We start from the raw sequence: 20,313 nt of genomic DNA, 5'->3' as shown, positions 1-20,313 counted from the left end.
TGGAATGACGCGCAGGTATCCCATGCTTTCGCGCACCGCTGAAAATCTCTATTGGCTCGCGCGATATGCCGAACGTGCGGATTATCTCGCCCGCACCATTGAGGCGACGCTGCGCGCCACGGCGCTGCCGGATGCTTATGTCGGCAACACCAACGAATGGGAATCGGCGCTGCTCACCGCCGGCATCCGCGACGATTTCTATGCGAATTACGATGAAGCCACCGAAAAGAACGTCGTCGAATTCATCTCGTTTTCACGCCACAACCCGTCCTCGATCCGCAACTGTATCGAAAATGCCCGCCTGAACGCGCGCGCGGTGCGCACCGCGCTCACCATCGAGATGTGGGACACCGTCAACTCCGCATGGATCGATCTGCAGAATTCATCGCAGGGCGACATCCCGTCGCGCGAACGGCTCACCGCCTTCCTGCGCTTCGTGCAGGAACTGTCACTGCGCTTCGACGGCTCCGCCTATCGTACCATGCTGCGCAACGACGCCTATTTCTTCTCCCGCCTCGGCCTGCACATCGAACGCGCGGATAACACCGCACGCATACTCGATGTGAAATACCATCTGCTGCTGCCGGAGGAAGAGCATGTCGGCGGCCCGCTCGATTATTATCAATGGACCTCGATCCTGCGCTCGGTCTCCGCGTTGACCGCCTATCACTGGGTCTATCGCGAGGCACTCAAGCCATGGCTGATCGCCGACCTGCTCATCCTGAACCATATGCTGCCGCGATCGCTGGCAAGCTGTTACGGTAACCTCGTGCGCAATCTTGACCGCCTCGGCGTCGCCTACGGCCATCAGGGCCCGGCGCAGCGTCATGCGCGCTGTATCCTCAACCGCTTCGAGCACAGCCACATGGACGATATTTTCCAGCGCGGCCTGCACGAATTCATCCAGGAGTTCATCGCCGATAACAATCGCCTCGGCGACATCGTCTCAAAACAATATCTGCTATCCGCCTGAAAGAGCACATGCGCCTGCGCATCTCGCATTCGACGACCTACACGTTTGATCCGCCGGTCACCGGCCTCATTCAGGTGATGCGGCTGACCCCCAGCAATCACGATGGCCAGTATGTCGCGAGCTGGCGCATCGACACCTCGGCGGATGCGCGCCTCAACATGCATCGCGACGCCTTCGGCAACGTCACCCATGTGCTGACCCATGGCGCGCTGCCGCAACTCACCATCGACGTCAGCGGCACGGTCGACACCCAAGACACCGGCGGCATTCTGAAGGGAACGGAAGAACGCTTTCCGCCCGGCCTGTTCCTGCGCTCCACGCCTCTGACCGAAAGCGACGAGGCACTCACGACCCTTGCGCGGGATCTTCGCACGGAAAACGGCGGTTCGCTCGACTTTTGCCACGCGCTGCGGCATCGGCTCCATCGCGAGATGACATTCGACACCGACCCGACCCATCCCGGCACGACGGCAGCCGATGCATTCGCGCTCAAGCGCGGCGTCTGTCAGGACTACGCCCACATCTTCGTTGCCTGCGCCCGCAGCGGCGGCGTACCCGCACGTTACATTTCCGGCCACTTCCGGCGCGCGGATGGCGTCGTCGAGCAGGAGGCCGGACATGCATGGGCGGAAGCCCATATCGAAGGGCTGGGCTGGGTCGGATTCGATCCCGCCAACGGCATTTCGACCACCGACTCTCATGTCCGCGTTGCACTCGGGCTCGATTATCTCGGCGCCGCCCCAATCCGGGGCACGCGCTATGGCGGCGCCAAAGAGACGCTCAGCGTCGCAATCCGGGTCGATCAGGCGAGCCGCCAGAGCCAGAGCTAGATCGTTCCATTTCTGCAAACGTGACCTGCACTGATCTTGGGACGAAGCGGCGGACGGCCCGGCAGATGGTTGCTCCCTCTCGCGGCGTTGCGTAAAAACGGGCCGCACGCGCGGAGATCTGAATGACCTATTGTTGCGGAATTCTGGTGAAAGAAGGCCTCGTGATGATGGCCGATACCCGCACCAATGCCGGGCTCGACAACATTTCAACTTTCCGAAAACTGCATGTATTCGAAAATCCCGGCGAGCGCGTCATGGCGGTCGCCTCCGCCGGAAACCTCGCGATCAGCCAATCGGTTCTCTCGACGCTCGCGGAAGGAGTCGAGAATCCCATCACTGGCGAGGCCGAAACCCTGATGAACGCGCCGAGTCTGTTCCAGGCGGCGCAGCGCCTTGGCCGCGCCATCCGCAGCGTCAGCCGCACCGAGGGCGCGGCGCTGATGGCCGAGGACATCAATTTCGATGTCTCGTTCCTGCTCGGCGGCCAGATCAAGGGCGAACGGATGCGCCTGTTCATGGTGTACCCGGCCGGCAATTTCATCGAATGCACCACCGACACGCCCTATCTCCAGATCGGCGAGCACAAATACGGCAAGCCGGTGCTGGACCGCGCCATTACCTACGATGTCGAGTTGTACGACGCGCTGAAGATCGCCCTGATCTCGATGGACTCGACCATGCGCTCCAATCTCGGCGTCAGCCCGCCGATCGACATCCTGGTGCTTCGCCCGGATGTCTGCGAGGCCGAACTCAATATGCGGATCGAGTATGACGATCCCTATTTTTCCAATCTGCGGACGAAATGGAGTGAGGCCTTGCGCGCCGCGCACCAGAGCATTCCACGCCCGCCTTACGTGCGGAAGAAAAACTGACGGCGTCGCTCCCGCGAAGGCGGGAGCCCAGACTTTCAATAACGAATGGGTCTTCGCCTTCGCGGGGACGATCTTAGAAAATATTGGGAAGGAAAATCATGTCGCACACTAAAGTCGCTCTCGTCACCGGCGCCAGCGCGGGTATCGGCAAGGCTTGCGCGCTCGCGCTGATCAAGGCGGGATTCACGGTGGTGCTGACGGCGCGCCGCAAGGACAAGCTTGATGAGGCCGCCGCCGAAGGGATGAAGCTCGGCACCTGCCTCGCGGTGCCGTCCGACATGACCGACCCCGCCTCCATCGCCGCGCTCTTTGCGACTGTGAAAGACAAATTCGGACGGCTTGACCTGTTGTTCAACAATGCGGGCGTCGGGGCGCCTGCGGTGCCACTGGAGGATCTGCCGTTCGATAAATGGCAGGCGGTGGTGAATACCAACCTCACCGCGCCGTTCCTGTGCACGCAGCACGCCTTCCGCATGATGAAAGAACAATCCCCGCGCGGCGGGCGCATCATCAACAACGGTTCGATTTCGGCCTATTCGCCGCGCCCGTTCACCGTCGCCTACACCGCCACCAAGCACGCCATCACCGGCCTCACCAAATCGATCGCGCTCGATGGCCGCGCCTACGACATCGCGGGCGGGCAGATCGACATCGGCAATGCCGCGACCGATCTCACCACGCGGATGGCCGATGGCATCCTGCAGCCGAACGGCCAGACCATGGTCGAGCCGCGCATGGATGTGCAGAACGTCGCCGATGCCCTCGTGTTCATGGCGACGCGCACGCTGGAGGCCAACGTGCTCTTCATGAACGTCATGGCGACCAAGATGCCGTTCGTGGGCCGCGGGTAACTCTGACCACCTAGTGCAGCCTGAACACGCCATCCACCGCCTTCAGCTCCGCAGGCTTGATGAGCTTTGAGTGCGCGACCGTCACGGAGAACAGCGGCCCCTCGAGCTTGGCCTGCCAGAAGGCGAGAAAATCCTTCAGCGCGGGGAAGTTGGGAAACAGGTCGTAGTCCTGCCAGACATAGGATTGCAGCAGCCAGCGATGATCCGGGCGGCGATAGAGAATTTCCGCCGTGGTCAGGCCGTAGCCTTTCAACTGTTTGAGAAAATCGGAACTGACCGCTCCGCCTGATGCCGCCTTCTGCAACGCCATGCCAACCTCCATAACGGAGTGCATCCGGGAAGCGGCGGGCCGCCGATGGGCGCGCAGGACGTTGTTTCGAAAGGACCGGTTTCGAAAACCCGCCCCAGCGTCTGTCTTCGGGCCCGTGCCGCCTCCTGGAGCACAGGTGAAAATCTGACGCATGAACTTGCCCGATCTCAAGCCTAAAGATTGAATAAACTGTTAATTATCAAGGCGCTAGCAGCAACACCGGGCGGGTGCTGACAAAGGCGGTCAGCCAAAGAGATGAGCAAGATAGAACGCGGCCGCCGCCGCGAGGCCGCCGACCAGCAAGGTCTGGAAACCGGATTTCACCACGCTGATCCCGGTCAGCTTGCCCTTGATGCTGCCGAAGGTGATTAACGCAACGCCCGTGCACAAGATCGAGTACAGCAGCGCCGTGTGAAGGTCGCCGGTGATCATGTAGGGCACCAGCGGGACGAGACCGCCGATAAGATATGAGACCGCGATCGTCGCGGCACTGATCGGCGCGCGCTTTGGATCGGGCTTCTCGAGGCCGAGTTCGAAACGCATCATGAAGTCGACCCAGCGTTTCTTGTCCGCGGCCAGCGCCGCAACCACCGAGTCCAGCGCCGCGCCTGTGAGGCCATAGGCACTGAAGATGTCACGCACCTCGGTGACCTCCGCCTCGCGCATGTTGTCGACTTCCCAGGCCTCGCGGCGCTCTTCCGAGGCGAAGTGCTCCTGATCGGTCCGGGCGGCGAGATAGCCGCCGAGCCCCATCGCGATGGCGCCGGCCACAATTTCCGCGAGACCCGCGGTGACGATGATCTGCGTCGAAGTCACCGCCGCCGACAAACCGGCAGCCAGCGCGAACGGCACCGTCAGACCGTCGGCCATGCCGATCACCACATCGCGGACGCTTTCGGAGCCAAGAAAGTGACGTTCGACATGAGGGGTGGCAGGCATGGGCGCATCTCCGGATGTAAGGCGCCCAAGCTATATTAGAAACATTCTAAGTTGGAAGAGTATCTTGGTTCCCTGGCGCCCCCTCGCCATTAACGATTTCTGGCAGCCGTCGTTTGTGAGTGCCAGAAAATTTGCTAAGGCCCTCTTGCCCGCAGCAAGGGGGCCGACTATCTCCCGGCAATGTCAGCCATGGCACTCCATGAGGCTGACTGCCAATTCAAAGATAGATAGCAATTCCAATATCTTAGGAGGACTGCATGAAATTCCGTCCGCTTCACGACCGCGTCGTGGTCAAGCGCATCGACGCTGAGGAGAAAACCAAGGGCGGCATCATCATTCCCGACAACGCGAAGGAAAAGCCGTCGCAGGGCGAGATCGTCGCCGTCGGTCCGGGTGGCCGCGACGAAGCCGGCAAGCTGATCCCGATCGACCTCAAGGTCGGCGATGTCGTGCTGTTCGGCAAATGGTCGGGCACCGAAGTGAAAATCGATGGTCAGGACGTCCTGATCATGAAGGAAAGCGACATCATGGGCGTCATCACCGACGCCGGTTCGAAGAAGAAAGCCGCCTGAGCACGTCTCCCCTCTCATTAAAGGAAGCAATCCATGTCAGCCAAAGAAGTGAAATTCGGCGTTGACGCGCGCGACAAGATGCTGCGCGGCGTCGACATCCTCGCCAACGCCGTCAAGGTGACGCTCGGCCCGAAGGGCCGCAACGTCGTGCTCGACAAGTCGTTCGGCGCACCCCGCATCACCAAGGACGGCGTCACCGTCGCCAAGGACATCGAGCTTGAGGACAAGTTCGAGAACATGGGCGCGCAGATGGTGCGCGAAGTGGCCTCGAAGTCGGCGGACCTCGCCGGCGACGGCACCACCACCGCCACCGTGCTCGCCCAGGCGATCGTGAAGGAGGGCGCGAAGTCCGTCGCCGCCGGCATGAACCCGATGGATCTGAAGCGCGGCATCGACCTCGCCGTCGAAGCCGTCGTCGCGGACCTGCAGAAGAACTCCAAGAAGGTCACCTCGAACGAGGAGATCGCCCAGGTCGGCACCATCTCGGCCAACGGCGACAAGGAAATCGGCGATTTCCTCGCCAAGGCGATGGCCAAGGTCGGCAACGAAGGCGTCATCACCGTTGAGGAAGCCAAGTCGCTCGACACCGAACTCGACGTCGTCGAGGGCATGCAGTTCGACCGCGGCTACATCTCGCCTTACTTCGTCACCAACGCCGACAAGATGCGCGTTGAATTTGACGACGCCTACATCCTCATCAACGAGAAGAAGCTGTCCTCGCTGAACGAGATGCTGCCGCTGCTCGAAGCTGTCGTGCAGACCGGCAAGCCGCTCGTCATCGTCGCGGAAGATGTCGAAGGCGAAGCTCTCGCCACCCTCGTCGTCAACCGTCTGCGTGGCGGCCTCAAGGTTGCCGCCGTCAAGGCGCCGGGCTTCGGCGACCGCCGCAAGGCCATGCTGCAGGACATCGCGATCCTGACCGGCGGCCAGGCGATCTCGGAAGACCTCGGCATCAAGATGGAAAACGTGACCCTGCAGATGCTCGGCCGCGCCAAGAAGGTGATGATCGACAAGGAGAACACCACCATCGTCAACGGCGCCGGCAAGAAGGCCGACATCGAGGCCCGCGTTGCGCAGATCCGCGCGCAGATCGAGGAGACCACCTCGGACTACGACCGCGAGAAGCTACAGGAGCGTCTGGCCAAGCTCGCGGGCGGCGTCGCGGTGATCCGCGTCGGCGGCGCGACCGAAGTCGAAGTGAAGGAGCGCAAGGATCGCGTTGATGACGCGATGCATGCGACCCGCGCTGCGGTGGAAGAAGGCATCCTGCCGGGCGGCGGCGTCGCCCTGCTCCGCGCCTCCGAGCAGCTCAAGCGCATCAAGACCCAGAACGACGACCAGAAGACCGGCGTCGAGATCGTGCGCAAGGCGTTGTCGGCTCCGGCCCGCCAGATCGCGATCAACGCAGGCGAGGACGGCAGCGTCATCGTCGGCAAGGTGCTCGAGAAGGATCAGTATGCGTACGGCTTCGACTCGCAGACCGGCGAATACGGCAACCTCGTCTCCAAGGGCATCATCGACCCGACCAAGGTCGTGCGCGCCGCGATCCAGAACGCAGCGTCCGTCGCTTCGCTCCTGATCACCACGGAGGCGATGATCGCCGAACTGCCGAAGAAGAACGCACCGGCTGCGGGCGGCATGCCCGGCGGCGGCATGGGCGGCATGGACTTCTAAGAATCCACTCCCACCAAAACGCAAAGGGCGCGGTGCAAACCGCGCCCTTTTTGTTTTCCCGCTCAGTCTCGCTCAGCACTTACAAAATGCAAAACCCCGGCAGCGATACCGGGGCTTTTTATTGCCTAACCACTGCTTTTCAGGAGACGGCGCGGCTTCTACGCCAGCCCTATCGCAGGCTCTTGCAGCGAACTGACCGGAATGTTGACGTCGCATACGAGCCCGGTGGGCTCGAAAATCAGACGCGCCTCGCCCTGAAGCTGGCCCGGCAAGGCCTGCTCGATGAAGCGACTGCCAAAACTTCTATCCTTCGGCTCGACGACCGCCGGCCCGCCGCTTTCGCGCCATACGAGCTTGAAACGCTCCGCTTTGGCATCGACCTTCCACGCGATCGACACGCGTCCTTCCGGCACCGACAACGCGCCATATTTGACAGCATTGGTGCTTAACTCGTGAACCACCATCGACAGCGCCACTGCCGGGCCGGATGAGACGACGATGTTGTCTCCGCTGATCGTAAACTGCTTGAGGCCGTCGGTCTGAAACGCAAGAATCGCGTTTTCGATTAGGGTGCGGCACCCTGCCCCCGTCCAGCTCTCGCGGATCAGGAGATCGTACGACACGCCAAGCGCCGCGAGGCGGCTCGCGATCGTCTTCGCGGCTGCCTCGAGGGATGACGCATCGCGCAGGCTTTGCGAGGCGATGGCCGACGCAATTGCCAGCATGTTCTTGACGCGATGATGAAGCTCTCCAATCAGCACGGCTTGCAATCTCGCCGCAACATCATGAGCGTGAGCTTCGACCCCTGCCTCAATCAGCAGTTGCCGAAGCTGGTCGTTTTCGCTTTCGAGGTCACGCAGCGGCGCAAGATGTTCCACAGCACTCATGAAGCATCCCGTTGGGCAAAATGCCCCTTACGATTTTCGCATCGCGGCCCGTGCCGGGCGCGGATTGAGTTCGGCGATCTTGAGAGTTGCCTCTGCCTGGGTGGCGTGGGGGCCGGTGACGAACGTTCCGCTTATCTTGGTGGTGTACCACCCCGACACGACGCCAAGCCGCAGCGCTTCCTCCGGTTTGACGTACCGTGACTGCAGTTCTTTCGTGGTCATATCAAGCATTGAAATTCCTCACGTCCCCGCCGGACGTCTGGATGAAGTTTCAGAATCAATCGTTTGCGGAAAACAATCGAATCTCGAAATGAAATTCAGCCTTCGCTGTCGAGCCGGGCGAAGTCCCGGAGAACAGAAGCCACTAGATCACGGTGGCGCGTGTCCTGCGCACTCAATGACGTGTAGTAGAGATTCAGAACGTATCGCGCCTTCGCTGCTGCTTCGGACCACGACGCCACAGGTGCATCGAGCAGTTCCATCTCGATATGCAATTGCCGTTCGCGCAAATTGGCTGCATGGGCTTCGGCCTCGACAACAATGCGGCGCAGGTCCGTGGCTTTTTGCGCGGCCATGCCGCGGTGGGAATCGAGTTCGACCGGATCATCGGGCATTTGAGGCCACCGCGTCGCGATGCTGTGCATCGGCAAGAGCCACCGAACTGATCGAGAGCATTTCCATCGAACTCTGGTGCGGCGGCGCGCCCGGCACCATGATCATCGTCGCGGTGCGCCGGTAGCAGGGAAACGACAGACCCTCGATCATTTCCTCGTCGGTCACGACCTCATAAGCGCCAGCCGGAAGCAAGCGCTCAATACCCTTGATACGCACCGGATGATTGAAGGTGACCGTCTCCCGCCGCGTCCTCATGGTCATGAGAAGCACCCTGCAGCAACGCGATAGTCTGGCATACGTTAACTGTGCGCCTTTCCGAGGGGAATAGCCATGGGTTTATTTCAGGCAAATCGCGGCAGTTCGCGCGAATAAGGCAGCGGCGACATTGTAACTGGCGAATTGATGGCCACGTTGAGTCAACGCTTGGAGACTTCTTCAGGTGTGTTTTAAAGGATAGCTCAATGTCGAATTCACCAGTCGTCGCTGCCGATGCTCCGAAGCCTGCTATCGCGCCGGATCAGGCCAAACCTGCGATGCCTCAGCAGAACCAGGAAAACAAGAGCGAGGCCACGCCCGCGCAACAGAAGTAACATCTGCGGCAAAGTGAATTGACGGCGAAGGCTCGGCAGATTGCCGAGCCTTTTTTGCTTGGAAAGCCTGCTCATCCTCTCGCGCGTTTCCGTACCATTGCGGCCCGGAATCCGGCCGATTCCGTCCAAAACCACAACCATGGCGCTTTGGCCTCACTTGGTCTAAGACAACGCCGCTCAATCCGCCGGGCGGATTTCTTAAAAGCACGCGGCGCGGCCCCATAAATGAGGCCCCTGTTCAATGTTCCCCCGGCCAAACCAAGATCGGCCATTACGTGACATTCCCGACGATAAGTTCGCCGCTCGCCCGGGCCCTGGCGGAGCGCAACTACGACAAGCTCACTCCCGTGCAGACCGCCGTCCTTGCGGATGACGCGGCCGATCGCGACCTTCTTGTGTCCGCGCAAACCGGCTCGGGCAAGACAGTCGCCTACGGGCTGGCAATTGCAAAAAATCTTCTGGGCGATGCCGAGCGGTTTCCGCGCGCCGAGGCCCCTCTTGCCCTGATCGTCGCGCCGACGCGCGAACTCGCCCTGCAGGTCCATCGCGAACTGACGTGGCTTTATCACTATGCGGACGCGCGCATTGTCTCCTGCGTCGGAGGCATGGACCCGCGCCGGGAACAGCGCGAGCTTGCCGAGGGCGCTCACATCGTGGTCGGCACGCCGGGACGGTTGTGCGATCATCTGCGTCGCGGCCGTCTCGACATCTCGGAGCTGAAGGCTGTCGTGCTCGACGAGGCCGACGAAATGCTCGATCTCGGCTTTCGCGAGGATATGGAGTTCATCCTCGAGACCACGCCGGAGACTCGCCGCACATTATTGTTCTCGGCGACTTTTCCACGCGGGATCATCACGCTGGCGAAGCAGTATCAGCAGCAGGCCTTTCGCGTCGAGGTCGCGGGCGACGAAGGCGGCCATGCCGATATCGACTATCGCGCCATCAGGATCGCGGCGAGTGATGTCGAGCATGCGACCGTCAACGTCTTGCGATTTTTTGAATCGCCAAGCGCTCTGGTGTTCTGCAACACCAGAAATGCAGTCAAGCATTTGCAGGTCGCTCTCATGGAGCGCGGCTTCTCTGTGGTCGCCCTCTCCGGAGAACTGACACAGAACGAGCGCACACAGGCGCTTCAGGCGTTGCGGGATGGCCGAGCGCGCGTCTGCGTCGCCACCGATGTCGCCGCACGCGGCATCGATCTGCCGAACCTCGATCTTGTCATCCATGCGGACCTTCCGAACGACGCCGAAGTCTTACAGCATCGTTCCGGCCGCACCGGGCGTGCCGGCCGCAAGGGCGTGAGCGTCCTTTTAGTGCCGCCCGCGCGCAGGCGGCGCGCGGATATTCTGCTCAATCTCGCAAACATCGATGTCGACTGGAGCATGGCGCCGACCGCCGATGAAATCCGCGAACTCGATCAGAAGCGCATGCTGCAGGATGATTTGTTCGCACAGGAAGTGACCGCCGATGATCTGAACCTCGCGCGCGCCTTGCTCGCCGAGCGGTCGCCCGAGGATATTGCCGCCGCACTGGCGCGGTTGTACCGGGCGCGGCTTCCTTCGCCGGAGGACATTCTCGATCCCGGCCAAAATGCTGGCCGGTCCCGTGACGAGCGCGGCCGGACCAAGGACGATCGATCATCGCGCGACGACGATCGCGGCACCGGATCACGGTCGAAGACGAAGAAACCTTCAGCCCGCCACGGCATGGCGGAAGGCAGCGTGTGGTTTCGCGCCGCTATCGGGCGCAAAAAGAACGCGGAAGCGCGCTGGCTTTTGCCGATGATTTGCCGCCGGGGCGGCATCGACAAGCAGGACATCGGCCGCATTCTGATTGGCGAAACCAGCACCGAGTTTGAAATTTCGGAGCGGGCTGCAGAATCGTTTGCTGCCAAAATCCGGCGCCCCGACAAGGAAGACAACATCCGCATCGAACCAATGGGAGATGCCCCTCGGGATCATGCACCGGCCGAAAAGCGGCCACATAAGCCACGGCGCGACGGCGATGGCACTGACCACCGGGAGCGCCAGAACGACAAAGCGCGTGATGAGAGAGGCGCGAGGCACCACGGCCAATCCCACAGCGAAAAGGGTTCGGGATTTCACAAGGAAGCAAATTTCAAGAAGAAAAAGCAGCGCAAGGACAAGTCCGGCTATGCCGAACAACCGCAGCGTGATAGCGCCCCACCTGCGAAACGCGCCTTCGGGAAAAAGGCAACGAAAAAGCATCGCGGCTGATGCTTGCGTGCTGCCCAGGAGCTTCGACTTGCTTTAAAGAATGCCGGTCCGTTCACCTGTTGGTAGCTTGCCCGCTTCGATGAAGGCGCGCGTCGTCTCGCCCCTACTCCTCCGCGTGCTTCAATATCCCCTTCAATAGCCCCGGAAACCGCGCGTTGAGGTCCGCCTCGCGCACGGTGTTCTGATGCTCCACGCCCTGCTTGATGGTGTGGATCAGCCCGGCCTCGCGCAGCACGCGGAAGTGATTGGAGAGCGTCGATTTCGCCATCTCCGGGCACGGCGCCGCCGCCGAGCACGACAGGCTGCAATTCTTCTTCTCCAGCAATGACTTGACGATGCGCAGCCGCATCGGATCGGCCAGCGCCGCGAGCACGCCTTCGAGCGTGATGTCGTCTTTCGAGGGGTGAACGAACCGTGCCATGAAAAAAATATAGGCGCCCTCTTGAACTGGTTCAATAGTTCAATATTTCCGAACTATTGGAATTCAACGCAGAGGACACTTCCATGAGCAAGACACTGCAAGGCAAGGTGGCGCTGGTCACCGGGGCATCCAAGGGCATCGGCGCCGAAATCGCGCTGAAGTTCGCCGAGCAAGGCGCATCCGTCGCCGTGAACTATTCGTCGAGCAAAAAAGGCGCGGACGATGTGGTGGCGAAGATCACTTCCAAGGGCGGCAAGGCGGTCGCCGTCCACGGCAACCTCTCCGACCCGAAGGCCGCGAAAGCGGTGGTCGCGGAGACCGTGAAGGCGCTCGGGCCGATCGATGTTCTCGTCAACAATGCCGGCATTTACGAAATGGCGCCGCTCGAAGGCATCACGCCCGAACACTTCCACAAGCAGTTCGATCTGAACGTGCTCGGCCTTCTGCTGGTGTCGCAGGAGGCGGCGGCGCATTTCAATCCGAACGGCGGCAGCATCGTCAACATCTCGTCCGGCGTCTCGACGCTGACGCCTCCGGGCTCGGCGGTCTACACCGCGACCAAGGCTTCGGTGGATGCGATCACAGCCGTGCTGGCGAAGGAGCTGGCCCCGCGCAAGATCCGCGTCAATTCGGTCAACCCCGGCATGATCATCACCGAAGGCGTGAAGGCCGCGGGATACGATCAGGGCGACATGCGCCAGTGGATCGAGTCGATCACCCCGCTCGGCCGCGTCGGCAAGGTGGATGAGATCGCCAACACCGTCGCCTTCTTCGCCTCCGAGGGCGCGTCCTACATCACCGGCGAAACACTCCACGTCACCGGTGGCCCGCGCTAAGCCGGCACGTCAACCAAACAAAAGCCCCGGCAGTGCTGCCGGGGCTTTTCGTGCGCCCTACCGCGTCGTGCCGAGGTAGCGAAACAGCGTATCGCGCCACCAGTCGGATTCGACGACCTCGAGCATCGCCACGTTGAGCCGCTTGCGCAGCGGGCTGTTGGCGCGCAGGGCGATCGCGTAACGCTGCGGCTCCAGCATCAGGTCCGTCAGATCGACGGACGACAGACCCTGCTGCCGGATCACCCAGGCCAGCAGCGGACGGTCATAGACCAATGCGTCGATCTTGCCCGCGCGCAGCGCCTTCAGCCCATCCTGCGGCGAGGGCCACAGTGAATGCACGATGCGCAGCCGCGACAGCCCGGTTTCCGATGAGGTACCCGCGGGTACGCCGACCTTGATCGACGACAGGTCGGCCACGGAGTTCACCATGCCGTGCAGCCGCTTCGTCGTCAGCGTCGAGGTGATGCCCGCGGTGAACACCGCAATCGCGATCACTGACGTCACCATCCAGATCATTGCGATGATACGACCGGGCAATGTCATCGGCACGATGCCGCCCGCCGCGCGCTGCGTCATCGTATGCGTGGACCACCACACGCCGGATGAGAGGCCGCGCACCGCGCCGCCGCTAAAGCCGTCATTGGCCTTGCGCTCGAACAGCCAGATCAGGATGCCCGCGCCCACCGCGAGGCCAAGCAGGGTCAGCGCCGCCTGCACGAAGCTCCAGGACGTGAGCGAGCGGATCACCGGCATCCAGTTCGAGATCCGGTCCGCCTGCACGGCGACGCCGGTGCCCGCGTAGAAATAGGATGTCGTGAAATCCAGCGTCTGTTCGCGCTCGGCCGTGATGCTGATCGCGGAAATGGCGGCATCGAACTTCCCCGCTTTCACGCCGTCGAGGAGCGCCGGCACCGTCTCGGCCTCGACAAAACGGTAATTCCACTTCAGCCGGTCGGCGAGATGCTGCCACAGCTCGATGCTGATGCCGCTCCAGTGCCCGTTCTCGTCCTTCATCGCGAAAGGCGGCGCAACCTTGGTGCCGATGACGAGTTCGCCACCCGTGGCAGAGGGCGGCGTCTGGCTCAGGCAAGGCGTTGCGGTTAACGCGCCCAGCCCGGCAGGCAGCAGCGCAAGCCACAGCACCATGGCAAACCCGCGGCTGAAAATTCCGCCCCGCCGTACAATGTTCAATGTCAAGCTGCCCTGCCCCAAGATCGATTTGCGCGATGTTACGGGAACCGCGCGGGCCTGCCAATGCGGCTTGACTTGCGAAAATGACGCGCGGCGCGCTCTCCTGCCCGACGGCACCGCCGCAAACACCGCAACAATTTTAATGACCGGCGCTCATGCGCATCGCCCCCACGGGAGCAGACTTGCTAATGCGCCTTCGCATATTTGCGGGCGAAGTCCCGCGAAGCCCTGGCCTGGCAGACGGCGGCAAGGCCGAGATACAGCGTGCCTTCGTTTTGCTTCGCGATCCGCTCGCAGCCGGTCAGCTTCTTTTTATATGCCGCCTTCACGCCGCGGCTTGCCTTTCCGAGAAACAGAGGCTCGCACTTGTCGCGCACGATATCGGACAATGCATTGTCGCCGCTTGAGCCAAGCTGGCAGATTTCAAGAGTTTTGTACGCGCGCTCGCAATCCGGCGCGGACTTCACAACGGCTTCGACGGCGTTGGCATAACCACCCGCCTGCGTGATAGCAGCGTCGGTGATCGGGCATTGTTCGGTGGCGAGTGTGGGGGAAGTGGAAATGGCGGTTGCGATGAAAAGCACTGCGAGCGTAACCACCTTAAGCATTGGCCGAACAACAAATTTTATATGGGTTTATGGATCGTAATATTCGACGCTCCATACAGTCGATTATAAAACTCCCAAGCGTATCGATCAGTCATACCCGCGATAAAATCGCAAATCACACGCCTCCGTGCGGCACCACCTGAAGCAGCGTACAATCCCTGATAGTCATCTGGCAGCAGCAAGTACCCTTTAGAGTCATCGATAGCCTCAAATATTTTATTAATAATATCTTTTCCACGATACTCGACCAACTTAACACGAGGAGACATGATAATCGCCTCATACGTAATGTTCTTCAGCACCTCTACGGTCTTGAATGTATCTAGATCCAAACGAGCGCGATGCAATTGAGGAAAAGAATCGTGAGGGACAATCTCGACTCCATCCATAAAGGCTTGAACCAGCGCGGACGTTAATTTGACCCTCTCAAACCCATTCTCCGCGATCCGTTCAGATAATCGCTTTACTTGAGCGGAAGTATATAATTTCTTCTGCTCCCAGGAGACTCTCCTATCTTTAAGGAACTGCTTCTCCTCGTCTCCAATTTCGAACATATCGGAGAACACAGCAAACAAGTGGGCTATTACTTCTTGCTCGTCAAACGCACCCGCTGCAGCCAGGTTGTAACTTTTCCCAATCCTTTGCTTTATTTTCCTGACTACGTTCGATACCAAGCGGTGATCGAGCGTAAAAAGATCAAGAGGCGTCAGAAACTTGGCCTTAAAACAATCCTCAAGATCATAGGTCGAATACGCGATATCATCTGAGATATCCATGATCGAGCATTCGATTGTTTTAAAATCCTTCGAATTCTCATCGCCAACCGTCGCCTTTTTAATCGCAGCTACCAAGTCTTTTTCGTCGGCGTAGTATCCCTTGATTGGATCGCCTAGCTTACGATCGTCGCTTCTTGAAGGAATACAATGATCATACTTCAGCACCGACGCTAGAGAACGGTATGTAAGATTGAGCCCGCAGCGGAGGTCTCTGCCATCATCACCAATCGGGACAAATTCATCATCAATTTTTTCTAAAACTTCTTTTTTCTCGATCTTTGCAAGGATATGGAGCGTTTGTGCATTTCCTTCAAAGCCCCCGTGATCCTGCATCAATTCATCAAGTGCTTCCTCACCATTATGACCAAAAGGCGGATGGCCTAAATCATGCGCGAGCGCCGCGAACTCAGTCAGATCTGGATCAATTTTTTGCTCTTCGAAATACGGACTCGTTGCATTTAGTTTTATCGCAAGCGACTTCGAAATTTGAGCAACTTCCAAACTATGCGTTAGTCTGTTTCGAAAAAAATCAGAATCATTTCCAGGGAACACTTGCGTCTTTCCCTGAAGCCTTCGGAAACTCGGAGAATGAATCAATCGAGCGATGTCTCTTCGAAATGGAGACCTAAAAGGTTCTGATATATCGCCCTTGGAAACGCTGGCTACGCGGCCATAATCTTTATCAGTATAAAATTCGCTCATTTCTTATCTTTGTGTTTCTCCAAAAATTGTCCGGCAGAACCTGAACGCACATAAGAGTCTCTTACCTTCGTAATAATTCCTGTTTTTGCGGCCTCCCGTATTGAGCCTAGCTCACGCCAAACGGTTGCCCGAGCAGAGCGGAAGTCGCCAGAAGATTTAGGTTTGGTTGGAATTTGACCAGAAGATTTTGCCATCAAGTTTTCTTTCTCGGTCGAGTAACTGATTCCTATCAAAATAGACTAAGCACCATAATTGTCCACCGACTTGACATTTTCTTTTATAAGACTATATTCCTACTTATCCCGCCTCACTTGAGGGGCGTTTCGCGATCGTCACAAACGCGAGGCGGGATGCGGTGGCTGCGCACGGTGTTCGATGCGCGGGCGATTGATAGGGCGCGGGGCAGCAATGTTCCGGGCCTTTTTTGTTGCCCGTGCTGACGACGGCATCGCGCGCGGACGGCCCAAGGCGTGTCATCCCGGCGCATCGGCTTCGCGCCAGGGGCAGGACAACGTTGCCACGTCTCGTACAGAGGATGGCGAAAGAGTCCATAAGTCCCCGCATCGGTGGTGTACTCAGCACCGGCCACCGGGGGTCATCACGCAACAAGCCGTTAAAACCATTGCGTGCGGAACGCCGGATGATGCGGCGTAACCGTGGTGACTACGCTCGTGTGCTTTTCACTTTTTGCACGCGAGGCTGCGGATGCGTTCGCGCATCCGGCGTTCCGCGCGCCCTCTTGAAAGGGGGTGACGGTTGAACGGTGACGGCGCCCCCGCGCCTTCAAGAACAGGGGCGATTACGCACGTCTGAAGGACCTCAACGCAGCCATGAATTTTTGCAGGGAACGACATCATGCCTCATTCGTTCGCGTCAGGTGCCCCTCCGGGCGCGAAGGAGGCACATGCTCGTTCACATCCAGATCCTGAGATTTCTCGCCGCCGCCGCCGTGGTGGCGTTTCATGTCTGGGGCATCGCGCCGGACCACATTGATGTACCGGCGGACACGCCCTCGCTCGGCCTCTGGCATTTCGGGCATGGCGTCGATCTGTTCTTCGTGATCTCCGGCTTCATCATCTATTACGCGACGCAGACCTCCATCGCGCGCGGCAAGGAGCTTTCGCCTTCCGCCTTCCTGCGCCGCCGCGTCGAGCGCATCGTGCCGCTCTATGCGTTCGCCATCCTCGCGATGACCGCGCTTGCGGTTCTTCTCCCCGCCACGTTCGGCACGCCGGATTGGTACAGTCCAAGCCACGTGCTGAAGTCGCTCGCCTTTATCTCCTTCACCGACGGCCAGATGCCCGTGGTATTTGTCGGCTGGTCGCTCGAATACGAGATGTTTTTCTATCTCACGCTCGCGCTGTTGATGATGCTGACGCTGGATGCATGGCGCGCCGTCGTGGTGGCGTTCTGCGGCCTCGCGATGATCGGCCAGATTCCCGGCGTCGCGGATGCGCTCGGCCATTATACCTTCTTCACCGATCCGCTGATTCTGGAATTCATCTTCGGCGTGCTTGCCGGCATCCTGTTCATGAACGGGATGAGCGGAGAGCGGCACACCGGCGCGATGCTGTTCACCGCTGGCTGCGCCATAGCCGTGCTGCTGGTGAAGGACCCGGCGAACCGCGCGCTGGTCTATGGCCTGCCGTCCGTTGCGCTGGTGGGCATCGCGGCGTGGATCAGCCGCCTGCGCACCAGCGCATCACGGCTGGAGCGCGTTTGCGAGCGGCTCGGCGATGCGTCGTTCTCGATTTACCTGATACAGGCGCCGCTGGTGGTGTTCGCGGCGCAGGGCATGGCCGCACTGTTTCCGCAAATTCATCCGCTGTCGCTCGTTGCATCGGCGAGCGCTCTCGTGATCGCAGCGGGCCTTGCACTCAACATCGTGCTGGAGCGCCCCCTGCTCGCGCTGTGCCGCCGCATCGGCAGGCCGCGCACGGCAAAAAACATCATGCAGCTTGCGCCATCCGCACGATAAGGGACCAACATGAAATTTTGTTCACGGAGCCTGCGTCGTCGTCTCGCCATGCTTAGTTCATGCAGCAGTCATCGCACATCAGAAACAATGGCCATGGTGATGATTCATATCGCGCCACGACCTTTCCTTTCGTCCACCCAAGGAGATTCACTCATGAAGACGATTGCTTCCGGATTTGGCGCCGCCCTTGTCCTCGGCTTTGCCGCGTTCGCGGCTCCGGCATCCGCTGCACCGGTAGCCGTGCCTGCCCCCGGCCTTTCCGCTATCGCGCATCCTGCCGTAACGAAGGCCTATGTGGAACGCCGTGTCGTCCGCCGCGGTCCGCACTGCACCGTGCGCAAGATCGTGCGCCGTGGTCCGTATGGCCGCCGCGTCGTCACCACCAAGCGCGTCTGCTACTGATCGCAGCCCCAAAAAAAAGAACGCCACGCATTTCGCGTGGCGTTCTTCATGGGTAGCGAACACAAATTCAATCGTCATCATCATCGTCGTCGTCGCGCTGGCGCGGCGGTGGGTCATAATACCGCTTCGCCGTGCGTGCATTGCGCGCGCGCGAACTTTGCGGATAGAACACCGCATAACAGGCCGGACTGAGCCGTGGCCCCGCTTGCTGCAGGCAGTTCGCAATGCGATCCGCATCCGGGATGTAGCGTCCGCACAGCCTGAAGACATCGGGCGTGCAGGCTTCACGATCGGCCGCCGTTCCCTGCTGTGCCACAGCCCACGAGGGCGCGCATATCAGCATCGAGGCAACCGTCCATCCGGCAACACGGCGAGATCCCAGTCCGAAACCCATGGCGTTCTCCCAAAGCTTGCGACGTTGAGTGCCCTGCCCGACATCGGACCAGCTAACCATGCCGTCCGTCGTCATGAAAAGCCCCACCCTGTGCAAAGTTCCGCACGACGCAGAACTGCGGCGCATTGGTTTGGAGATGCCCCGGCGCAAAATAAATTCAGGATTGAAAATGGTAACGGCCACGAATGGGCCAGGCTGCGCGTACATCCGGCGCTCGCCCGGGGCAGATCAGCGATCCGCCTGTTTTTCGTGGCCGTCTCGGCGATGGTGCGGGAGGAGCAGCGACATCGCCGTTATGATGGAGATGGGGACTCAAACCGGATATTCAAGAGGCCCAACGGCTGCAAGGAACCGCATGGCAAAACAAGGCAGAATTTACATCGGAATCGGCGGCTGGACCTTCGCGCCCTGGCGCGGCGTGTTCTATCCGGAGAAGCTCGCCCAGTCCAAGGAGCTCGGCTACGCCGCCTCCAAACTGACCTCGATCGAAATCAACGGTACCTATTATGGTTCGCAGAAGCCGGCCAGCTTCCGCAAATGGGCCGCCGAAGTGCCGAACGGTTTCGTCTTCTCTCTCAAGGGGCCACGCTTCGCCACCAATCGCCGCGTGCTCGCGGAAGCGGGTGATTCCATCAAGCGGTTCTATGATTCCGGCGTGCTTGAACTCGGCGACAAGCTCGGCCCGGTGCTGTGGCAATTCATGCCGACCAAACAATTCGACGAGGCCGATTTCGGCGCATTCCTCGAACTGCTGCCGCGCGACATCGATGGCCGCAAGTTGCGCCATGTGGTCGAGGTTCGCCACGAGAGCTTCCAGAACGAGGCCTTCGTCGCGCTGCTTAGAAAATTCTCGGTCCCGGTCGTCTACGCCGATCACGCGACTTATCCGGCGATTGCCGACATCACCGGCGATTTCGTCTATGCCCGCCTGCAAACCGGGCAGGACAGCGTGAAGACCGCATATCCGCCAAAGCAACTCACCCAATGGGCACAGAGGCTTCAAACATGGGCCGGCGGCGGCGAGTCGGACGATCTGCCGCGTGTTGGCAACAAGCCCGCGAAGAAAGAGCCGCGCGACGTGTTCGCCTACATCATCCACGGCGGAAAGGTGCATGCGCCAGCCGGGGCGATGGAGTTGATCAGCCATGTGAGCGGCAAATAAGAAAACCAAAGCCATGGCAAAGACAAAAAAGATTTTCACCATCGGCTATGAACAGGTCAGCTCCCGCGCGGTTCTCGACAAGCTTGAGCAGGCCGGCGTCAAGCTGCTGGTCGATGTGCGCGCCATCACATCGTCACGCCGCGCGGGATTTTCCAAAAACCAGTTGGCTGCGAGCCTCTATGAGCGCGGCATCGGTTACATCCACTTGCGCGGATTGGGCACGCCGAAGCAAGGCCGCGAGGCAAGACGCAAGGGCGACGCCGCGACGATGAAGACAATATACGACGCGCACCTGAAAACGCTGCAGGCAGAAAGGGAAATGGACGAGCTCGCTCATCTCGTCAAAACGTCCGGCCCGGTGTGCCTGCTCTGTTTCGAGCGCGACCACACCAACTGCCACCGCCATTTCATCGCCGAGATCATTGAAAAGCGCGATCACGTCACCACGGAAAATCTTGTTGCGCCGCAACTTTAGATTCTTTCATCCGTTCCG

The 20,313-nt window shown here is 60.1% G+C and carries 25 protein-coding genes; 13 read left to right on the top strand and 12 right to left on the bottom strand.

All coding sequences use genetic code 11. The features are described 5' to 3' along the window. Nucleotides 1–22: 22 nt before the first annotated feature. From AC1RNA_RS10195 to AC1RNA_RS10180, 4 genes are all read left to right on the top strand, one after another. Nucleotides 23–973 carry an alpha-E domain-containing protein gene (locus AC1RNA_RS10195; protein ID WP_492951017.1) on the top strand — a complete coding sequence of 317 codons (951 nt, stop codon included), beginning with the start codon at nt 23–25 and terminating at the stop codon, nt 971–973. 8 nt (nt 974–981) lie between these two features. After that, nucleotides 982–1,803, top strand: coding sequence for a transglutaminase family protein (locus AC1RNA_RS10190; RefSeq protein ID WP_492951016.1), 822 nt, complete (start codon nt 982–984; stop codon nt 1,801–1,803). 122 nt (nt 1,804–1,925) lie between these two features. After that, complete coding sequence (locus AC1RNA_RS10185) at nt 1,926–2,675, top strand: proteasome-type protease (protein ID WP_009341135.1); 750 nt, start codon at nt 1,926–1,928, stop codon at nt 2,673–2,675. Between the two features lie 98 nt (nt 2,676–2,773). Then, entirely contained in the window at nt 2,774–3,526 is a 753-nt protein-coding gene (locus tag AC1RNA_RS10180; RefSeq protein ID WP_492951015.1) for an SDR family oxidoreductase, read from the top strand. Between the two features lie 10 nt (nt 3,527–3,536). Here the strand turns inward: AC1RNA_RS10180 and AC1RNA_RS10175 are convergent, their stop codons facing one another. Then, nucleotides 3,537–3,836 carry an usg protein gene (locus AC1RNA_RS10175; protein WP_009341137.1) on the bottom strand — a complete coding sequence of 100 codons (300 nt, stop codon included), beginning with the start codon at nt 3,834–3,836 and terminating at the stop codon, nt 3,537–3,539. Between the two features lie 243 nt (nt 3,837–4,079). Next, complete coding sequence (locus AC1RNA_RS10170; protein ID WP_009341138.1) at nt 4,080–4,775, bottom strand: VIT1/CCC1 transporter family protein; 696 nt, start codon at nt 4,773–4,775, stop codon at nt 4,080–4,082. Between the two features lie 257 nt (nt 4,776–5,032). Between AC1RNA_RS10170 and AC1RNA_RS10165 the strand changes: the two genes are divergently transcribed. Both AC1RNA_RS10165 and groL read left to right on the top strand, forming a co-directional pair. Further along, complete coding sequence (locus AC1RNA_RS10165; protein ID WP_009341139.1) at nt 5,033–5,347, top strand: co-chaperone GroES; 315 nt, start codon at nt 5,033–5,035, stop codon at nt 5,345–5,347. 33 nt (nt 5,348–5,380) lie between these two features. Continuing rightward, on the top strand, nt 5,381–7,021 hold the full coding sequence (gene groL / locus AC1RNA_RS10160) for a chaperonin GroEL (protein ID WP_492951014.1): 1,641 nt from the start codon (nt 5,381–5,383) through the stop codon (nt 7,019–7,021). 158 nt (nt 7,022–7,179) lie between these two features. Here groL and AC1RNA_RS10155 read toward each other — a convergent pair whose 3' ends face one another. From AC1RNA_RS10155 to AC1RNA_RS10140, 4 genes are all read right to left on the bottom strand, one after another. Continuing rightward, nucleotides 7,180–7,908 carry a sensor histidine kinase gene (locus AC1RNA_RS10155; protein ID WP_492951013.1) on the bottom strand — a complete coding sequence of 243 codons (729 nt, stop codon included), beginning with the start codon at nt 7,906–7,908 and terminating at the stop codon, nt 7,180–7,182. Nucleotides 7,909–7,935: 27 nt separating this feature from the next. Next, a complete protein-coding gene (locus AC1RNA_RS10150; RefSeq protein WP_492951012.1) occupies nt 7,936–8,139 on the bottom strand; it encodes a hypothetical protein in 204 nt (67 codons plus the stop codon). An 86-nt stretch (nt 8,140–8,225) separates the two neighbouring features. Next, complete coding sequence (locus AC1RNA_RS10145; RefSeq protein WP_040298700.1) at nt 8,226–8,522, bottom strand: hypothetical protein; 297 nt, start codon at nt 8,520–8,522, stop codon at nt 8,226–8,228. Continuing rightward, a complete protein-coding gene (locus AC1RNA_RS10140; protein WP_009341143.1) occupies nt 8,512–8,784 on the bottom strand; it encodes a hypothetical protein in 273 nt (90 codons plus the stop codon). The genes AC1RNA_RS10145 and AC1RNA_RS10140 overlap by 11 nt, the downstream gene beginning before the upstream one ends. Before the next feature lie 200 nt (nt 8,785–8,984). Here AC1RNA_RS10140 and AC1RNA_RS10135 point away from each other — a divergent pair, with 200 nt between their 5' ends. Further along, nucleotides 8,985–9,113, top strand: a complete 129-nt coding sequence (locus AC1RNA_RS10135) for a hypothetical protein (RefSeq protein ID WP_283804998.1) — start codon at nt 8,985–8,987, stop codon at nt 9,111–9,113. Between the two features lie 275 nt (nt 9,114–9,388). Next, nucleotides 9,389–11,350 (top strand): DEAD/DEAH box helicase, encoded by a 1,962-nt coding sequence (locus AC1RNA_RS10130; protein WP_492951011.1) that lies wholly within the window; start codon nt 9,389–9,391, stop codon nt 11,348–11,350. A 103-nt stretch (nt 11,351–11,453) separates the two neighbouring features. Here the strand turns inward: AC1RNA_RS10130 and AC1RNA_RS10125 are convergent, their stop codons facing one another. Beyond that, on the bottom strand, nt 11,454–11,771 hold the full coding sequence (locus AC1RNA_RS10125; RefSeq protein ID WP_492951010.1) for an ArsR/SmtB family transcription factor: 318 nt from the start codon (nt 11,769–11,771) through the stop codon (nt 11,454–11,456). An 83-nt stretch (nt 11,772–11,854) separates the two neighbouring features. Between AC1RNA_RS10125 and AC1RNA_RS10120 the strand changes: the two genes are divergently transcribed. Beyond that, nucleotides 11,855–12,607, top strand: a complete 753-nt coding sequence (locus AC1RNA_RS10120) for an SDR family NAD(P)-dependent oxidoreductase (RefSeq protein WP_492951009.1) — start codon at nt 11,855–11,857, stop codon at nt 12,605–12,607. Nucleotides 12,608–12,664: 57 nt separating this feature from the next. On the opposite strand, the gene AC1RNA_RS10115 is transcribed toward AC1RNA_RS10120, so the two are convergent. The 4 genes from AC1RNA_RS10115 to AC1RNA_RS10100 form a co-directional block, all read right to left on the bottom strand. Further along, a complete protein-coding gene (locus AC1RNA_RS10115; RefSeq protein ID WP_492951008.1) occupies nt 12,665–13,804 on the bottom strand; it encodes a transporter substrate-binding domain-containing protein in 1,140 nt (379 codons plus the stop codon). 179 nt (nt 13,805–13,983) lie between these two features. After that, complete coding sequence (locus AC1RNA_RS10110) at nt 13,984–14,406, bottom strand: hypothetical protein (RefSeq protein WP_492951007.1); 423 nt, start codon at nt 14,404–14,406, stop codon at nt 13,984–13,986. 17 nt (nt 14,407–14,423) lie between these two features. Further along, nucleotides 14,424–15,884: a dGTP triphosphohydrolase gene (gene dgt / locus AC1RNA_RS10105; RefSeq protein WP_492951006.1), complete on the bottom strand. Its 1,461-nt coding sequence runs from the start codon at nt 15,882–15,884 to the stop codon at nt 14,424–14,426. Continuing rightward, the gene (locus AC1RNA_RS10100; RefSeq protein ID WP_492951005.1) at nt 15,881–16,078 is read right to left on the bottom strand and encodes a hypothetical protein; all 198 of its coding nucleotides are present in this window, start codon (nt 16,076–16,078) and stop codon (nt 15,881–15,883) included. The genes dgt and AC1RNA_RS10100 overlap by 4 nt, the downstream gene beginning before the upstream one ends. Nucleotides 16,079–16,788: 710 nt before the next feature. Here AC1RNA_RS10100 and AC1RNA_RS10095 point away from each other — a divergent pair. Beyond that, nucleotides 16,789–17,862, top strand: a complete 1,074-nt coding sequence (locus AC1RNA_RS10095; protein ID WP_492951004.1) for an acyltransferase family protein — start codon at nt 16,789–16,791, stop codon at nt 17,860–17,862. A gap of 153 nt (nt 17,863–18,015) precedes the next feature. Then, the gene (locus AC1RNA_RS10090) at nt 18,016–18,264 is read left to right on the top strand and encodes a hypothetical protein (RefSeq protein ID WP_492951003.1); all 249 of its coding nucleotides are present in this window, start codon (nt 18,016–18,018) and stop codon (nt 18,262–18,264) included. Between the two features lie 67 nt (nt 18,265–18,331). Here AC1RNA_RS10090 and AC1RNA_RS10085 read toward each other — a convergent pair whose 3' ends face one another. Continuing rightward, nucleotides 18,332–18,658, bottom strand: a complete 327-nt coding sequence (locus AC1RNA_RS10085; RefSeq protein ID WP_492951208.1) for a hypothetical protein — start codon at nt 18,656–18,658, stop codon at nt 18,332–18,334. Nucleotides 18,659–19,013: 355 nt separating this feature from the next. On the opposite strand from AC1RNA_RS10085, the gene AC1RNA_RS10080 reads away from it, so the two are divergent. Both AC1RNA_RS10080 and AC1RNA_RS10075 read left to right on the top strand, forming a co-directional pair. Then, the gene (locus AC1RNA_RS10080; protein ID WP_492951002.1) at nt 19,014–19,820 is read left to right on the top strand and encodes a DUF72 domain-containing protein; all 807 of its coding nucleotides are present in this window, start codon (nt 19,014–19,016) and stop codon (nt 19,818–19,820) included. A gap of 13 nt (nt 19,821–19,833) precedes the next feature. Continuing rightward, nucleotides 19,834–20,295, top strand: coding sequence for a DUF488 domain-containing protein (locus AC1RNA_RS10075; protein ID WP_492951001.1), 462 nt, complete (start codon nt 19,834–19,836; stop codon nt 20,293–20,295). The last annotated feature ends 18 nt before the right edge of the window (nt 20,296–20,313 follow it).

Source organism: Afipia sp. GW821-FHT14H12 (assembly GCF_058803465.1).
Note: the sequence above shows the minus strand (reverse complement) of the source record. Positions and strands in the feature narration are given on the sequence as shown.

Coding starts and splice junctions, on each gene's coding strand:
- AC1RNA_RS10080 (WP_492951002.1), top strand. CDS start 19,014: ATGGCAAAACAAGGCAGAATTTACATCGGAATCGGCGGCTGGACCTTC.
- AC1RNA_RS10155 (WP_492951013.1), bottom strand. CDS start 7,908: ATGAGTGCTGTGGAACATCTTGCGCCGCTGCGTGACCTCGAAAGCGAA.
- groL (WP_492951014.1), top strand. CDS start 5,381: ATGTCAGCCAAAGAAGTGAAATTCGGCGTTGACGCGCGCGACAAGATG.
- AC1RNA_RS10140 (WP_009341143.1), bottom strand. CDS start 8,784: ATGACCATGAGGACGCGGCGGGAGACGGTCACCTTCAATCATCCGGTG.
- AC1RNA_RS10185 (WP_009341135.1), top strand. CDS start 1,926: ATGACCTATTGTTGCGGAATTCTGGTGAAAGAAGGCCTCGTGATGATG.
- AC1RNA_RS10180 (WP_492951015.1), top strand. CDS start 2,774: ATGTCGCACACTAAAGTCGCTCTCGTCACCGGCGCCAGCGCGGGTATC.
- AC1RNA_RS10175 (WP_009341137.1), bottom strand. CDS start 3,836: ATGGCGTTGCAGAAGGCGGCATCAGGCGGAGCGGTCAGTTCCGATTTT.
- AC1RNA_RS10075 (WP_492951001.1), top strand. CDS start 19,834: ATGGCAAAGACAAAAAAGATTTTCACCATCGGCTATGAACAGGTCAGC.
- AC1RNA_RS10085 (WP_492951208.1), bottom strand. CDS start 18,658: ATGGGTTTCGGACTGGGATCTCGCCGTGTTGCCGGATGGACGGTTGCC.
- AC1RNA_RS10110 (WP_492951007.1), bottom strand. CDS start 14,406: ATGCTTAAGGTGGTTACGCTCGCAGTGCTTTTCATCGCAACCGCCATT.
- AC1RNA_RS10125 (WP_492951010.1), bottom strand. CDS start 11,771: ATGGCACGGTTCGTTCACCCCTCGAAAGACGACATCACGCTCGAAGGC.
- AC1RNA_RS10090 (WP_492951003.1), top strand. CDS start 18,016: ATGAAGACGATTGCTTCCGGATTTGGCGCCGCCCTTGTCCTCGGCTTT.
- AC1RNA_RS10195 (WP_492951017.1), top strand. CDS start 23: ATGCTTTCGCGCACCGCTGAAAATCTCTATTGGCTCGCGCGATATGCC.
- AC1RNA_RS10120 (WP_492951009.1), top strand. CDS start 11,855: ATGAGCAAGACACTGCAAGGCAAGGTGGCGCTGGTCACCGGGGCATCC.
- AC1RNA_RS10170 (WP_009341138.1), bottom strand. CDS start 4,775: ATGCCTGCCACCCCTCATGTCGAACGTCACTTTCTTGGCTCCGAAAGC.
- AC1RNA_RS10150 (WP_492951012.1), bottom strand. CDS start 8,139: ATGCTTGATATGACCACGAAAGAACTGCAGTCACGGTACGTCAAACCG.
- AC1RNA_RS10095 (WP_492951004.1), top strand. CDS start 16,789: ATGCTCGTTCACATCCAGATCCTGAGATTTCTCGCCGCCGCCGCCGTG.
- AC1RNA_RS10135 (WP_283804998.1), top strand. CDS start 8,985: ATGTCGAATTCACCAGTCGTCGCTGCCGATGCTCCGAAGCCTGCTATC.
- dgt (WP_492951006.1), bottom strand. CDS start 15,884: ATGAGCGAATTTTATACTGATAAAGATTATGGCCGCGTAGCCAGCGTT.
- AC1RNA_RS10100 (WP_492951005.1), bottom strand. CDS start 16,078: ATGGCAAAATCTTCTGGTCAAATTCCAACCAAACCTAAATCTTCTGGC.
- AC1RNA_RS10190 (WP_492951016.1), top strand. CDS start 982: ATGCGCCTGCGCATCTCGCATTCGACGACCTACACGTTTGATCCGCCG.
- AC1RNA_RS10145 (WP_040298700.1), bottom strand. CDS start 8,522: ATGCCCGATGATCCGGTCGAACTCGATTCCCACCGCGGCATGGCCGCG.
- AC1RNA_RS10165 (WP_009341139.1), top strand. CDS start 5,033: ATGAAATTCCGTCCGCTTCACGACCGCGTCGTGGTCAAGCGCATCGAC.